Below are 12,358 nucleotides of genomic sequence, written 5' to 3'. Positions count from 1 at the left end.
GATCTATTTCTTGTAGTAGGGGTAGACCGCGCGTTTGACGCTCTCCCACGGGTCCTCGTCGGCGATGGGCGTCCCCTCGACGTCACCCTCTCGGACGTAGAGGTCCTCCCACTTTCGGCGGCGTTTCTTGACGATCATCACGTCGGGGAGGAACTCTTTGCGGTAGAGCACCATGATGAACGCCAGGTCGATGAAGATGACCGCGAGGACGCCCCCGAGGAACATGTTCCCCAGCGGGGCGTTCGTCCCTGCCCACTGGGCGATGATGCCGTAGGTGAACAGCCCGACGAACACGACCTCGACGACCGTCAGGAGGACGATCGCGAGCGCGGCAGCCGTGCTCTCGCGGGGCTGTTCGTAGCGGTGGATGTCACCGTAGGTGGAGCCACTCGAGGACATCAGTCGTTCCCTCCCTTGGTGTTGGCCGATTCACCGTACTTGAGCGTGAAGAAGGTGAACACGAGCGTGGCGAGGATGGCGAGCACCGTCGAGATGCCGACGAAGTGCGCCTGGAAGGGGACGCCCATGTGTTCGGGGTTGACTGGCGTGCCCCCGTCACCGCTCGTGTCGACGGTGGGGTAGTCGCTGCCGACGACGACGGCGCCTTTCATCCCCTGGCCTTCGTGGGGTTCACAGACGTACTGGTAGATGCCGTCTTCCTCGATGGCGACCTCGTAGTTGACACCGGCCTCGCCGACGGGGTCGCCCGAGTCGATGGTGCCGTCGTTGCCGACGGCGTTGTGCGCGCCGCCTTCGCCGGTCCACTCGAACACCAGCGTGGCGCCGGCGTCGACGTGGACGGCTGGCGGGTCGAACGCGAACGCGCCGCCGTTACCCTCCGCACCGACGGTGATGGTGACCTCGCTCTGGCCCCTGGCGTCGACAGTTTCGCCGCCGTAGTTGTCGACGTTGCTGAACCAGGTGCCGTAGTCCGGCGGTCCGGCACTGCCGCCGCCACCGCCACCGTCGCCACCGCTGGTTTCGTTGCCACCGCCGGTCTCGTTCCCGCCGCTGGTTTCGTTGCCACCGCCGGTCTCGTTCCCGCCGCTGGTTTCGTTGCCACCGCCGGTCTCGTTCCCGCCACCACCCGGCGTGCCGGTGGCGGTCTCGGTCTCCTGGGCGGCAGCAGGGCCGGCGGCGCTGAGGGCCGCTGCGCCACCGGTGGCGCCCCCAGCACTCAGTAGAAATTCCCGCCTGTTCATGTACGTCCGAATTTCAGTCCCCGGTTTGTATAAACCCACCGAATACCGCCGGCAGGAACCGTCACGACCGTTCGGAACGGGTCTCTCCGGCGTCGTCCGCCGCCGCCTCCTCGCCGGGCGCCGGCGGCAGGAACTCGGGCCGTTCCCCGTCTTCGAGGCCGACCCCCCGGAGTCGGTCGCGGAACTCCTCGGCGCGGAACGTGTCCGAGAGCCGCGCGTTGGCCACGACCACGAAGAGAACGACCCCGATAGCGAGGAAGCCGAGTCCAGCGATGATCAACAGCAGGGCATTCGTTCCCCGCGTGCCGAACGAGAACACGCCGCCACCCAGTAGCACGACGCCCGCGAGGATCTGGATGCCGGCGATGACCTGGAGCATGTTGTTGCCGAGTTCGCTTCCGCCCTCGGGGACCTCGTCCGGGCGCGGGAGGACGGGACCGTCCGGCGCTTCGGGGGCGTCGTAGGACTCCATGGAACAGAGTGCAACCGTCGGCTTGACGTCGCGGAGGACGGTCCCCTCGCCCTCGACGCTCCCGTCGGGGTAGATCATCGCGTACGAGTTCTCGGAGTACGCCAGCAACCGGGGCGGGTCCTCGTAGCGCTCGACGCGCGCGAACACCTCGCGGTTCCGGACCCGCGTCTTCAGGTCCGCCTCGACGCGGTCGATGAGTTCCGCGCCGGTGATCCACGTCTCGGGGTCGAACGCCGCCTGCCACTCGTCGATGGACATCTCTGCCATCTCCGCCGGCCCGAAGTTCTCGAAGTCGTACTTCTCGTCGACGGCGTCGCGTAGCTCCTGGACCGACTCGCTTTCGCCCTCCCCACGGTCCGAGTACTGTTCGTCCTCGGCGTCGCTCATTGTGCGAAACTGTGGCCCGTAGCCGCATAAACGCCGCGACGTTGCAACGCTGGCGGCGCTGCAGGGCGGAAGCGAACTGCAGATCCCTGTCGAAACCGACGGAAGGCGACGGGACCTGGCACGTCCCTTTTCAACCCACGTATCCTACGCGGGACAATGAGCGTCATCGGGGAGTTCTCGATCCCGTCGTCGTCGTTCGCGCTCGACGAGGCGCTGACAGAGCACCCGTCGGTCGTCGTCGAGGCCGAACGGATGGCGACCCACAGCACGATGCAGGTGATGCCGTTCCTGTGGGGGTCCGGCTGCGACGCCGACGAGTTCCGGGACGCGCTTCGAGCGGATCCGTCGATCGAATCGGCCGACGTCTCGGAGGACACCGGCGACAGCGTGCTGTACGTGGTCGTCTGGGAACAGGCGTTCCGAGACCTGATCGACGCGGTGGTCGACCACCACGGTGCGATGGTCGAAGCGACCGGGGCGGACGGCACCTGGCACCTCACGCTCCGGTTCGCCGAGGAGCACCACGTCGGGGAGTTCCAGGACCACTTCCGCGAAGCGGGTCGCAACTTCGAGGTCGTACGGCTCTATCAGCCGACGGCGCCCAGACAGCGCGAGTACGACCTGACTCCCGAACAGCGCGACGCGCTGGTCACCGCCTTCAGCGGCGGCTACTTCGACGTGCCGCGTCGGTCCTCGACGAGCGACATCGCCGCGGCGCTCGGGATCTCGGCGAACGCCGTCTCTGCTCGTATCCGGCGTGGGACGGCGAGTCTCGTCGACAGCACCCTCGTTATCGACGGCGGAGGTGACCGGGACGACGAAGACGAGAGGTGACGGCCGCTCGTCTCACTGGGGGCTACTTAAGGAGTGGGACAGCTGAGACAGGTTTCTCAAACGGATCGGTGCCCACCGTCTAATCGATGACTACCTCCCAGACGACGACTCTCCGTGCGGATTTTCCCGCCGACACCGTCGCGGTCCTGGCCGACGATCGCCGCCGCTGCCTTCTCCGATGTCTCCTCGCGGCCGACGGGCCTGTCGGTAGCGCCGACCTGGCCCGGGACGTGGTCGCCCGGGAACGGAACGCTGACGCTCGGGACGTATCAGCCGACGCCGTCGAACAGTGTTACGTCAGGCTCCACCACATTCACCTCCCGAAGCTCGCAGACGCGGGCTACCTCCGCTACGACGAGGACCGGACGACGGTCGCGACCACGACGGAGACCGACTCCCTCGTCCCCCTGCTCGACCTGGCGGCCGAGCTGACCGACTAGGCCGACTGCCCGGCGAGCGACGGACTTCGGCATCCTTTAGCGAACGACCTGCATAGCCGGGGCCATGCAGGGCCTCTCGCCGGCCGCGATATCGACGGTCGTGCTCGTCGCCGTCACGCTGAGCCTGCCCTGCTTCCTCTACGGCGCCTACTACATCATCGAGACGGAGCCGGTCACCTGGGGAGTGCTGATGCACCACCTCAAGTTCGTCGTCACCGGCCTCGTCCTGACGACCGTCCCGCTCCTGTTCTGGATGGCGCCGCGGCTCCCCGACCAGTTCGGTGGCCTCTCGGCGCTGCACGCCGTTCTCGGCCTCCAGGCCTACGCCCTGCTCGCGTTCGGCTTCACGGGCATCGTCCGTATCTTCCGGGCGAAGATCGAACACGACCTCTACGAGGAGTACGACGAGGACGTCCTGCTCGACGAGATCGGCGGGCCGACGATGAGCCACTGGCGCTCCCGCGTCCGCATCGGCGTCTTCGGCTACGTCATCTTCTGGATACTCGCGTACGTGGTCGGCCTCGCCCGGTTCGTGATCCGGTACGTCTACTGACCGTCACGGCACCCGTCGGCTCCCTCGACGACATCGAACGTCGCCGTCTCGCCGGCGACGCGTACCTCGAACGTACCCGGTTCGACGACGCGCTCCCCCTCGGGCTGGCGGACGCCGAAGTCGCTCACGTCGACACCGAGCGTGACCTCTGCCCCCTGTCCTGCGTCCAGTTCCACCCGGGCGAAGTCACCGAGCTCACGCACTGGCGTCACGCGCGAGCTCTGCACGTCGGAGACGTAGCAGTCGACGGCGGTCGCGCCCGGTCGTTCGCCCGCGTTTCGGACCGTCACCGTGGCCTCGACGGTTTCCTCGGGCGTCGCGGTCTGGGCGGACAGCGAGAGGTTCTCGACGGTGAACTCGGTGTAGCTCAGGCCGTGGCCGAAGGGAAAGAGCGGGTCGTAGGAGGCGGGGTGTTCGTGCGGGCCGACGACGTCGGTGTCCCGATAGCGGTTGAACCGCGTCGGCAGGTGCCCCGCCGAGCGCGGCATCGAGATGGGGAGCGTTCCCGACGGATTGTGCTCGCCGAACAGCGTCTCCGCGACGGCCGTCCCGCCCTCGCTGCCGGGATAGTAGGCCATCAGGAGCGCCGGTGCGGCGTCGGCCACGTCCGCGACGGCCAGCGGCCGACCGGTCACCAGCACGACCGCGGTGGGCGTGGCGCTGTCGACGACCGTCTCGACGAGTTCGCGCTGGGCGTCGGGCAGCGCGAGTTGCGAGCGCGTCGGGAACTCGCCGGTCTCGCCGCTCTTCTCCGCGAGGGCGAACTCGTGGATGTACTGGCTCTCGCCCACCGCCACCACGGCGACGTCCGCGTCATCGGCTTTCCGGGCGACGGCGTCGAGGTCCCGGGACTCCGTCATCGTCGCGCCCTGTTCGAAGGTGACCGTCGTCTCGCTGCTGGTCACCGCCTCGACTCCGTCGCGGACGGAGACGCCGTCCTCGTTGTCGCCGCGACTCCACCCGCCGAACTGGTGGTCCAGGTCGTCGGCGTTCGGGCCGGCGACGAACACCTCCGAAACGGTCGGGTCGAACGGGAGGATCTCTCCCTCGTTCTGGAGCAGCGTCATCGACTCCCTGGCCGCGTCGAGTGCCACTTCGCGGTGATCGTCGGTCCGCAGGGTCTCTTTCGCTCGCTCCAGGTCGACGTAGGGGTCCTCGAACAGCCCGCTTTCGAACTTGGCTTCCAGGACGGGCGCGACGCTCTCGTCGAGTCGCTCCTCGTCGATTTCGCCCGACTCGACCAGGCCCACGAGCGCGTCCGCGTACGTCCCAGCAGCGGGCTGGTCGAGGAAGGCGTCCATCCCCGCGTCGACGGACGCCAGGGTGCTCTCGCGGAGCGACCCGGTCACCCGGTGGTCGTCGTGGAGCATCCGGACGCCGTGGTGGTCGGAGACGACGAACCCGTCGAAGTCGAGATCGTCGAGCAGGTCGCCCAGATACTTTCGGGTTCCGTGGACTGGGAACCCGTCGACGGCCGCGTAACTGGGCATCACCGCTTCGGTACCGCCGCCGGCCTCGATGGCCTCCGCGTGGGCGCGCAAGTTCATCCGGCGGAAGGTGCTCTCGGAGAGTTCGTTGACCGCGCCGTCCTCGCCCCGGACCGGCTCGCCGTAGGCCGGGAAGTGCTTGACCGTGGCGAGGACGGTCTCGTCGCCCGCGATGCCGTCGCCCTGGTAGCCGCGGACCTTCGCCGCGCCCATCGCCCCGCAGAGGCGCGGGCTCTCCCCGAACGTCTCGAAGACCCGGCCCCACCGCGGTTCGCGCCCGACGTCGCAGATGGGGTCGTAGTTCTGGTGGGCGCCCGTCACGGCGAGTTCCGTTGCCGTGACCGACGCCATCTCTTCGAGTAGTGCGGGATCCCGCGTCGCCGCCATTCCGAGGTTGTGGGGCGCGACGGCAGCCCCCTTCGCGTAGGCGTTGCCGTGGACGGCGTTGGAGATGAGCAACAGTGGGATTCCCAGTCGCGTCTCCCCGACGGCGTACTCCTGGATGGCGTTGGCCACCTCGACCATCGCCTCGGGCGTGTCCGGGGCGTCTTCCCGCCCGAACGGCGATGCCTGCCCGAGGTGGTGCCGGTCGACGTTCTTGGTGACCGTCTCGACCACCTCGTCGACCGACCCGGTCGCTGGTTCGACCAGTAGCTGGCCGACTTTCTCTTCGACGGTCATCCGGCCGAGCAGATCGGCGACGCGCGTCTCGACGCCCTCGGTGGGGTCCCGGTAGGGGACAGTTGGCATGACGCACGCCTCGAAGGGGACCGACAAAAGTCTCTGGCCCGTCGGTATCGCCGTTTCGGAAACTGACCGCCGCGGACTATCCGCGCTCGCCGGCCCTCGTGGCGTGGTGGCGTCCGTGGACGTACCCGACCCACACCAGCACCGCGGGGAGGACGACGAACGTGAGGAAATCGAAGGCCACGAAGTAGATGACTGCGGTCTCGCCGACCGACCCCGCGTGCGGGAGCCACGCCGGGAACTGGCCGCCGCCGTCGACGACCCGCTCGATGACCGTCCCCACCGCGTACTCGCCGGCGACGATGGCCGCGACCAGGCCCGCGAGGACGCCGAGCGGGCGCAAACGGACGCGGCCGCCCAGGCTCGTGACGTCGAGGCGCATGGTCCAACGCGGGGCGCGAACTGGCAAAAACCTGTCCGTTAGTTCCTTCCTCACCACGCCTCGCCGCTGGCGAGGTCGACGTCGCTGTCGGTCTTCGCCGAGGGACAGATGTCGGCCAGGACGCAGTCCTCACAGGAGGGATTCCGGGCCGTACAGACCGCGCGCCCGTGGTCGATGAGGAGGTGTGTGAACTGCTGCCACTCGTCCTCGGGGACGACGGGCATCAGGTCTTCCTCGATCTTCGGTGGCGTCTCCTCCTCCGTGATACCCAGCCTGCGAGAGAGGCGCTGGACGTGGGTGTCGACGACGATGCCCTCGACGATGTCGTGGCCGTGCTGGAGGACGACGTTGGCGGTCTTGCGGCCGACGCCGGGCAGGTCGGTGAGGCCCGACATCGAGTCGGGCACCTCGCCGTCGTACTCCTCGACCATGATCTCGCCGGCCTCCTTCAGGTAGCCCGCCTTGTTGTTGTGGAAGGTGATGCCGTAGATGTCCTCGGCCAGTTGCTCCTCGTCGGCGTCCGCGTAGTCGGCGGCGGACTGATATTTCTCGAAGAGGTCTTTCGTCTTCTCGTTGACTCGCTCGTCGGTACACTGCGCGGAGAGGACGACGGCGACGAGCAGTTCCAGCCTGTTCGAGTACCGCAGCGAGATGGCGGAATCGGGGTACTCCTCGTGGAGGCGCTCGACGACCGCCTCGGCCTGTGCCTCGCGTGACTCCAGCGGCGTTCCCATGGCGTGGCGTTGCGAGTGGGAGGGCTTGAGCGATTCGACTCCGCGTCAGCCCGAGGCGACTGCCGACCTGATCTCGTCGAGTGGCAGACCGTCCTCGGGATCCCGCGCCGAGTCGTTCGCGGCCCACGCGTATCGGACGAAACAGTCCTCGCCGACGACGAACAGCGCCGGTCGCACCCGAACGGCTCGTTCGTCGAGGGGTTCGAGGATCCCGTACCGCTCGGCGAAGAAGCCGTCCTGGTCGAGCAGCAGGGAGAACGGGACGTCGACCTGTTCGACCAGTCGGTCGTGACTCGCGCGCGGACCGACGCCGACGGCGAGGACGGAGAGGCTATCCGTGACCGCCTCCCAGTCGACTGACGCAAGCTCGCGGAGCAGCTCCGCCGACTCCGCTGTGTCCGTGACCGGATAGAACGCGAGGACGACCGGTCCCTCACGGGCCGCCGCCGAGAGCCGATACGTCTCGCTCCCCCCGGTCGTCGGTCGCGGCAAGTCGAAGTCGAGCGCTGGGTCGCCGGCGTCGAGCATACCTGGTGGTTCCGCCAGGGGCGGCTTAAGCGTGGTCCAGTTCCGACGTTGTCACTGGGTCGCACGCCGGGGAAATCCTGAAAGCGGCCGCGCGCGACGCTCCGTGCATGTCTGGACCCACGTTCCTCCGTGGCGAGACGATCACGCTCCGGGTCGTCGACGAGGACGACCTGCCGTTCGCCCAGCGCGTCGTCAACCACCCCGAGGTCCGCCGCGGCGTCGGCGCGTTCGCCCCGAAGACCGCCGAGGACGAACGCGAGTGGTACGAGCGCCAGGACGATGACGGACCCTCGTTCGTTCTCGCTGTCGACGACGACCCGGTCGGCATCGCCGGCCTCCACCTCGACCCCTACCCCTGGGGCTACGCCGAGGTGGGCTACATGATCCACCCGGACCACTGGGGCAACGGGTACGCCACCGACGCCGTCCGGTGCCTGGTTCGGTACGCCTTCGACGAACGCCGCCTGCACAAGGTCGGGGCCGACGTCTACGCCCCCAACGAAGCCTCCCAGCGCGTCCTGGAGAAAGTCGGCTTCGAACGCGAGGGCGTCCGGCGCGACCACGCCTTCGTCGACGGCGAGCACGTCGACCTCTACGAGTACGGCCTGCTCGAAGCCGAGTGGCGCGAGTAGCTGTCAGCGAGCGAGGGTTTACGGACGCCGAGGGCGAACGTGTCGTATGACCTACCAGACGACTGTCGGCTGGTCCCTGTTCACGTCCGGACTCGTGACGCTGCTGCTGAAGGTGCTCCCCTACGACTCGCTGTACTGGGGCATCCTGTTGCTGGTGGTGGGTATCGTGGTGCTCGTCCGACGACAGCTCTGATCAAATCCATTGGTTCTGGACTGTCCGGGCGGTGTGGGATTCTCAACGAAGTGAAAACGTTCGATACAGATCAAGAACTGAGCGATCAGTTGTTCCGGGGTTCCAACAGAGAGCATGAAAACAAGCACTTTGAAAGCCCTCGGCGCGCTCGCCTCGCGCGGACCACGCTGCGCGCGCTCGTTCCTCGCGTGCTTGCGGATCCGTGCTTCGGCCAGCGCACCTCGCCCTTTCATTCCACCAGGCCCTGCATCGATCGCGCGATGAAACGCGCGAGCGATTGAGTCCGCCACTCCTCCCCGGATTCGCGCCGTCCGGCGCGAATCACGCGTCCTGACCGCTCTGCAACCGCTCGGCCGGGAGCGAGTGGCCGAGCAACAGCGAGGCCCTCGTGACCAGGGGAAGGGCAGGGCTGCGGAACCTGGAGGACTGAAAGGGCGAGGCGCGGTCGTCGGCTCCCCGGCGACGTAAGCACCGCAGCGTCAGCGAGGAGCGCAACGAGCCGCGGAGCTACGAGCGCGCCGAGGGCTTTCTGAGTGTTAGCGGTCTTGTTTCTTCCATCGAGATCTCGACGAACCAACTGGTCACTTCACACACGTACCGAAGAATCCAGGGACGAATACGGAGAACGAGTTCCGGTCAGTCCTGTTCCATCCCGTCACACACATCTCACCCGTAGTGCAGTTCCTCAACGCGCTCGTCGAACAGGCGCTGGAGGAGTTTCGTCATCGGCCCACTACCGATTTCGATGCCATCCACACTCGCGATCGGGCGGATCTCCCACGTCGAGTTCGTGAGGAACGCCTCGTCCGCGTTCCGGACCGCGTCGACGGAGTAGCGACCGGTCTCGACCGGAAAGTCCTCGGCGTCGGCGAGATCCATCACGACCGAGCGAGTGACGCCGGGCAACAGGTCCAGGTCCGCGGCGGGCGTCCGGAGGCCGTTCTCCGTGACGAAGAAGAGGTTGCTCGTCGCGCCCTCGACGACGTTTCCGTCCACGTCGCGCATCAGGCACTCGTCGGCGCTGTGGTCGGCCGTCGCCGCCCGGCGGAGTTCCAGGCGGCCCAGGATCCCGTTGAGGTAGTTGTGGGTCTTGGCGTCCGTCGGGAGCGCCGCGTCGGGAATCCGGCGAGTTCGAACAGTCTGCACCGTGGCGAAGTCGTCCCAGACACGATCGCCGTCGGTGCCGCCCCGGGGGAGTTCCTTGACGATGACCACGACCGTAGGGTCGACCTCGACGGCGGGGGTCAGCTTCCCGGGCTGGACGCCTCTCGTCACCGAGACCTTGACGTACGCGTCCGTCAGGCCGTTGGCGTCGAGCGTCTCGGCGACGCGCTCGCGCAAATCGTCCGGTACTGCGTCGCCGAAACCGAGCGTCTCGGCGGTCCGCTGGAGGCGCTCGCGGTGAGCGTCCCACGCGAAGCACTCGTCGCCGTAGGCCCGCAGCGTCTCGAAGGCGGCGTCGCCGTACTGAAAGCCGCGGTCCGCAACGCTGACGGTCGCATCTTCTGCCGGGACCAGGTCGCCGTTCACGTGGTATTGCATCTGAGGACGAAGTTCTCGACGAGTTGTTTGCCGTGTTCGGTCAGGATGCTCTCGGGATGGAACTGGACACCGACGTGGGGACGGTCCTCGTGGCGGACGGCCATGACGACGCCCGCCTCACCGTCAGACTCGTCCTCGGTGTGAGCCGTCAGCTCCAGCGAGTCGGGCAGGTCGTCCCGCTCGACGGCGAGCGAGTGGTACCGACCGACTTCGAGCGGGTCGGGCAAGTCGGCAAAGACGCCCTCGCCGTCGTGGGTCATCGCCGAGGACTTGCCGTGGACGACGGCCTCGGCGTGGCCCACCGGCGCGCCGTTGGCGGCACACAGCGCCTGGTGGCCCAGGCAGACGCCCAGCGTCGGATAGTCGAGGTCGGCGAATATCGGCATCGAGACGCCCGCCTCCTCGGGCGTGCCGGGGCCCGGCGAGACGACGATGCCGTCCGGGTCCAACTTCCGGATCTCGTCGACGTCGACGGCGTCGTTCCGCCGGACGACGACGTCGTCGGCGTCTCCGCCCAGGCGCAGGACGACTTCACCCACGTACTGGACGAGGTTGTAGGCGAAGGAGTCGTAGTTGTCGATCACGAGGACGGTGGGCGAGAGGTCCTCGGCTGCTGATGCTGATCCGGCGGTTTCAGCGGTCATTCCGACCCCTCCACTGCCAGTTCGGTCCGGTCGTCGAGCGCCGCGTCGACGGCGTTGATCAGCGCCCGGCCCTTGTCCAGCGTCTCCTCGTACTCGCGCTCGGGGACCGAGTCGTGGACGATGCCCGCGCCGACCCGGAGGTAGTACCGGCTTCGGTAGCGGACGAGCGTCCGGATGAGGATGTTCAGCGTCGCGCGGCCGTCGAAGCCGAAGATGCCGATAGAGCCCGTGTAGGGGCCACGCCGGGTGGCCTCCAGTTCGTCGATGATCTCCATCGTTCGGGGTTTGGGCGCGCCGGTGATCGTGCCGCCGGGAAAAACAGCCGCAACGGCGTCGGTGAGGTCCCGGTCGTCACGCAGGCGACCTTCGACCTTCGAGACGAGGTGCATCACCTCGGAGTAGCGGTCGACGCGGCGATACTCCGGGACGTCGACGGAGCCGAACTCGCTGACCTTCCCGAGGTCGTTGCGCTCCAGGTCGACGAGCATGGCGTGTTCGGCGCGCTCCTTCTCGTCGCCGAGCAGGTCGGCCTCCAGGTCGTCGTCGGCGTCGGGGGACTCCCCTCGCGGGCGCGTCCCTGCGATGGGCTCAGTGAGGAGGCGGTCGCCGTCGCGTTCGAGCAGGAGTTCCGGACTGGCGCTCACCAGGTCGACGCCGGGGAACTCCACGAGCGCGGAGTAGGGCGCCGGGTTGACCTCCCGGAGCGCGTCGAAGGCGTCGACAGGATGGACCGCCGCAGGCGCGACGAGGCGCTGGGAGACGTTGGCCTGGAAGGTATCGCCCTCGCGGACGTACTCCTTGACGCGACGGACGCGCTCGGCGTAGGCCTCACGCGTGCAGTCGCTCTCGAAGGTCGCGCGGTCGGTCTGGACCGGCGGCTCCCCGACCAGTGGGTCGCCGTTGACGGCCCGCCTCGCCAGATCGAGAGCGTGCTGGCGGCCGAAGGCGTAGGCGACGCCCGGGCTCTCGAACTCGTCGAGGCGCGGACAGGCGGTCACCCGGAGCGTCGTCCCGCCCTCGCCCTCGTCGTCAGCGTCGCCCTCGCCGTCCGCGGCGTCTCCGTCTGCGGCGTCTCCATCGGCGTCGTCCCCCGCGTCGTCTCCGTCCGCGTCGTTCCTGGGTTCCTCCCACGCGGCGATGCGGTCGTACGCAGCGACCTGGAGGCGAGGCAACGCGCGGTCGGTGACGGCCGACTCCGGGAGGTCCTCCAGTTCACGCACGACGTCGTAGGAGAGCCATCCGATGGCGCCGCAGGGGTACGGGACGTCGCAATCGCCCCGGACGAGTCGCTCCTCGTCGAGGAACGACTCGAGTGCGGCGAGCGCGGAGCCGTCGTCCGGCCCCACCTCTTCGAACCGGGCCGGCGTCGTCGCGAAGTACCCCCACCCGGACTGGCCGCCGGTGGTCCCGAGATAGACGCCGCAGGCCTCGTCGCCGTCGCGCGCCCGCCGGTAGGCGAGAAACGGGTCGTCGACCGCGACGCGGACCTCGACGGGGACCCGGGCAGTCGCCGGGGCGTCGGCCGCGAGGCCGAGAAACGCGTCCCGGTCGGTCGTGACGGTCGGCATTGGAGAGAGAAAG

At 68.1% G+C, this 12,358-nt stretch carries 15 protein-coding genes; 5 read left to right on the top strand and 10 right to left on the bottom strand.

The window, feature by feature from the left end:
* Positions 1-3 precede the first annotated feature (3 nt).
* The 3 genes from AC5FRV_RS00980 to AC5FRV_RS00970 all read right to left on the bottom strand — a co-directional run bounded on the left by AC5FRV_RS00980 (position 4) and on the right by AC5FRV_RS00970 (position 2,061).
* A complete protein-coding gene (locus AC5FRV_RS00980) occupies positions 4-399 on the bottom strand; it encodes a DUF7318 family protein (RefSeq protein WP_089816757.1) in 396 nt (131 codons plus the stop codon).
* Positions 399-1,202 (bottom strand): halocyanin domain-containing protein, encoded by an 804-nt coding sequence (locus AC5FRV_RS00975; RefSeq protein WP_493559259.1) that lies wholly within the window; start codon positions 1,200-1,202, stop codon positions 399-401. Before AC5FRV_RS00975 ends, AC5FRV_RS00980 begins: the two co-directional genes overlap by 1 nt.
* A 61-nt stretch (positions 1,203-1,263) precedes the next feature.
* The gene (locus tag AC5FRV_RS00970) at positions 1,264-2,061 is read right to left on the bottom strand and encodes a DUF308 domain-containing protein (protein ID WP_493559258.1); all 798 of its coding nucleotides are present in this window, start codon (positions 2,059-2,061) and stop codon (positions 1,264-1,266) included.
* 156 nt (positions 2,062-2,217) lie between these two features.
* Here AC5FRV_RS00970 and AC5FRV_RS00965 point away from each other — a divergent pair, with 156 nt between their 5' ends.
* The 3 genes from AC5FRV_RS00965 (at position 2,218) to AC5FRV_RS00955 (ending at position 3,888) form a co-directional block, all read left to right on the top strand.
* On the top strand, positions 2,218-2,895 hold the full coding sequence (locus tag AC5FRV_RS00965) for a helix-turn-helix domain-containing protein (RefSeq protein WP_493559257.1): 678 nt from the start codon (positions 2,218-2,220) through the stop codon (positions 2,893-2,895).
* Between the two features lie 86 nt (positions 2,896-2,981).
* Positions 2,982-3,335: a DUF7344 domain-containing protein gene (locus AC5FRV_RS00960; RefSeq protein ID WP_493559256.1), complete on the top strand. Its 354-nt coding sequence runs from the start codon at positions 2,982-2,984 to the stop codon at positions 3,333-3,335.
* A 64-nt stretch (positions 3,336-3,399) separates the two neighbouring features.
* On the top strand, positions 3,400-3,888 hold the full coding sequence (locus AC5FRV_RS00955; protein WP_493559255.1) for a DUF7321 family protein: 489 nt from the start codon (positions 3,400-3,402) through the stop codon (positions 3,886-3,888).
* Here the strand turns inward: AC5FRV_RS00955 and AC5FRV_RS00950 are convergent.
* The 4 genes from AC5FRV_RS00950 to AC5FRV_RS00935 form a co-directional block, all read right to left on the bottom strand.
* On the bottom strand, positions 3,882-6,125 hold the full coding sequence (locus AC5FRV_RS00950) for a glycoside hydrolase family 3 N-terminal domain-containing protein (RefSeq protein WP_493559254.1): 2,244 nt from the start codon (positions 6,123-6,125) through the stop codon (positions 3,882-3,884). The genes AC5FRV_RS00955 and AC5FRV_RS00950 overlap by 7 nt on opposite strands.
* A gap of 76 nt (positions 6,126-6,201) precedes the next feature.
* Positions 6,202-6,504, bottom strand: a complete 303-nt coding sequence (locus AC5FRV_RS00945; RefSeq protein WP_493559253.1) for a hypothetical protein — start codon at positions 6,502-6,504, stop codon at positions 6,202-6,204.
* Between the two features lie 50 nt (positions 6,505-6,554).
* Positions 6,555-7,238, bottom strand: a complete 684-nt coding sequence (nth, locus tag AC5FRV_RS00940; RefSeq protein ID WP_493559252.1) for an endonuclease III — start codon at positions 7,236-7,238, stop codon at positions 6,555-6,557.
* Between the two features lie 45 nt (positions 7,239-7,283).
* The gene (locus AC5FRV_RS00935; protein WP_493559251.1) at positions 7,284-7,766 is read right to left on the bottom strand and encodes a redoxin domain-containing protein; all 483 of its coding nucleotides are present in this window, start codon (positions 7,764-7,766) and stop codon (positions 7,284-7,286) included.
* A gap of 107 nt (positions 7,767-7,873) precedes the next feature.
* On the opposite strand from AC5FRV_RS00935, the gene AC5FRV_RS00930 reads away from it, so the two are divergent.
* Positions 7,874-8,398: a GNAT family N-acetyltransferase gene (locus AC5FRV_RS00930; protein WP_493559250.1), complete on the top strand. Its 525-nt coding sequence runs from the start codon at positions 7,874-7,876 to the stop codon at positions 8,396-8,398.
* Between the two features lie 46 nt (positions 8,399-8,444).
* Positions 8,445-8,591 carry a hypothetical protein gene (locus AC5FRV_RS00925; RefSeq protein WP_493559249.1) on the top strand — a complete coding sequence of 49 codons (147 nt, stop codon included), beginning with the start codon at positions 8,445-8,447 and terminating at the stop codon, positions 8,589-8,591.
* 666 nt (positions 8,592-9,257) lie between these two features.
* On the opposite strand, the gene AC5FRV_RS00920 is transcribed toward AC5FRV_RS00925, so the two are convergent.
* Genes AC5FRV_RS00920 through AC5FRV_RS00910 form a run of 3 tightly spaced genes read right to left on the bottom strand, consistent with a single transcriptional unit; the run spans position 9,258 to position 12,345 of the window.
* Positions 9,258-10,133 (bottom strand): aminotransferase class IV, encoded by an 876-nt coding sequence (locus AC5FRV_RS00920; protein ID WP_493559248.1) that lies wholly within the window; start codon positions 10,131-10,133, stop codon positions 9,258-9,260.
* On the bottom strand, positions 10,118-10,777 hold the full coding sequence (locus AC5FRV_RS00915) for an anthranilate synthase component II (protein ID WP_493559247.1): 660 nt from the start codon (positions 10,775-10,777) through the stop codon (positions 10,118-10,120). Before AC5FRV_RS00915 ends, AC5FRV_RS00920 begins: the two co-directional genes overlap by 16 nt.
* Positions 10,774-12,345, bottom strand: a complete 1,572-nt coding sequence (locus tag AC5FRV_RS00910; protein WP_493559246.1) for an anthranilate synthase component I family protein — start codon at positions 12,343-12,345, stop codon at positions 10,774-10,776. The genes AC5FRV_RS00915 and AC5FRV_RS00910 overlap by 4 nt, the downstream gene beginning before the upstream one ends.
* Positions 12,346-12,358 lie beyond the last annotated feature (13 nt).

This window comes from Halomicrobium sp. HArcel3 (assembly GCF_058933135.1).
The sequence above is the reverse complement of the archived record's forward strand: the minus strand, read 5'-3'. Positions and strand labels throughout refer to the sequence as shown.

What these genes read in the sequence shown, in the direction of transcription:
- AC5FRV_RS00980 (WP_089816757.1), bottom strand. Translation starts at nt 399, where the DNA reads ATGTCCTCGAGTGGCTCCACCTACGGTGACATCCACCGCTACGAACAG.
- AC5FRV_RS00975 (WP_493559259.1), bottom strand. Translation starts at nt 1,202, where the DNA reads ATGAACAGGCGGGAATTTCTACTGAGTGCTGGGGGCGCCACCGGTGGC.
- AC5FRV_RS00970 (WP_493559258.1), bottom strand. Translation starts at nt 2,061, where the DNA reads ATGAGCGACGCCGAGGACGAACAGTACTCGGACCGTGGGGAGGGCGAA.
- AC5FRV_RS00965 (WP_493559257.1), top strand. Translation starts at nt 2,218, where the DNA reads ATGAGCGTCATCGGGGAGTTCTCGATCCCGTCGTCGTCGTTCGCGCTC.
- AC5FRV_RS00960 (WP_493559256.1), top strand. Translation starts at nt 2,982, where the DNA reads ATGACTACCTCCCAGACGACGACTCTCCGTGCGGATTTTCCCGCCGAC.
- AC5FRV_RS00955 (WP_493559255.1), top strand. Translation starts at nt 3,400, where the DNA reads ATGCAGGGCCTCTCGCCGGCCGCGATATCGACGGTCGTGCTCGTCGCC.
- AC5FRV_RS00950 (WP_493559254.1), bottom strand. Translation starts at nt 6,125, where the DNA reads ATGCCAACTGTCCCCTACCGGGACCCCACCGAGGGCGTCGAGACGCGC.
- AC5FRV_RS00945 (WP_493559253.1), bottom strand. Translation starts at nt 6,504, where the DNA reads ATGCGCCTCGACGTCACGAGCCTGGGCGGCCGCGTCCGTTTGCGCCCG.
- nth (WP_493559252.1), bottom strand. Translation starts at nt 7,238, where the DNA reads ATGGGAACGCCGCTGGAGTCACGCGAGGCACAGGCCGAGGCGGTCGTC.
- AC5FRV_RS00935 (WP_493559251.1), bottom strand. Translation starts at nt 7,766, where the DNA reads ATGCTCGACGCCGGCGACCCAGCGCTCGACTTCGACTTGCCGCGACCG.
- AC5FRV_RS00930 (WP_493559250.1), top strand. Translation starts at nt 7,874, where the DNA reads ATGTCTGGACCCACGTTCCTCCGTGGCGAGACGATCACGCTCCGGGTC.
- AC5FRV_RS00925 (WP_493559249.1), top strand. Translation starts at nt 8,445, where the DNA reads ATGACCTACCAGACGACTGTCGGCTGGTCCCTGTTCACGTCCGGACTC.
- AC5FRV_RS00920 (WP_493559248.1), bottom strand. Translation starts at nt 10,133, where the DNA reads ATGCAATACCACGTGAACGGCGACCTGGTCCCGGCAGAAGATGCGACC.
- AC5FRV_RS00915 (WP_493559247.1), bottom strand. Translation starts at nt 10,777, where the DNA reads ATGACCGCTGAAACCGCCGGATCAGCATCAGCAGCCGAGGACCTCTCG.
- AC5FRV_RS00910 (WP_493559246.1), bottom strand. Translation starts at nt 12,345, where the DNA reads ATGCCGACCGTCACGACCGACCGGGACGCGTTTCTCGGCCTCGCGGCC.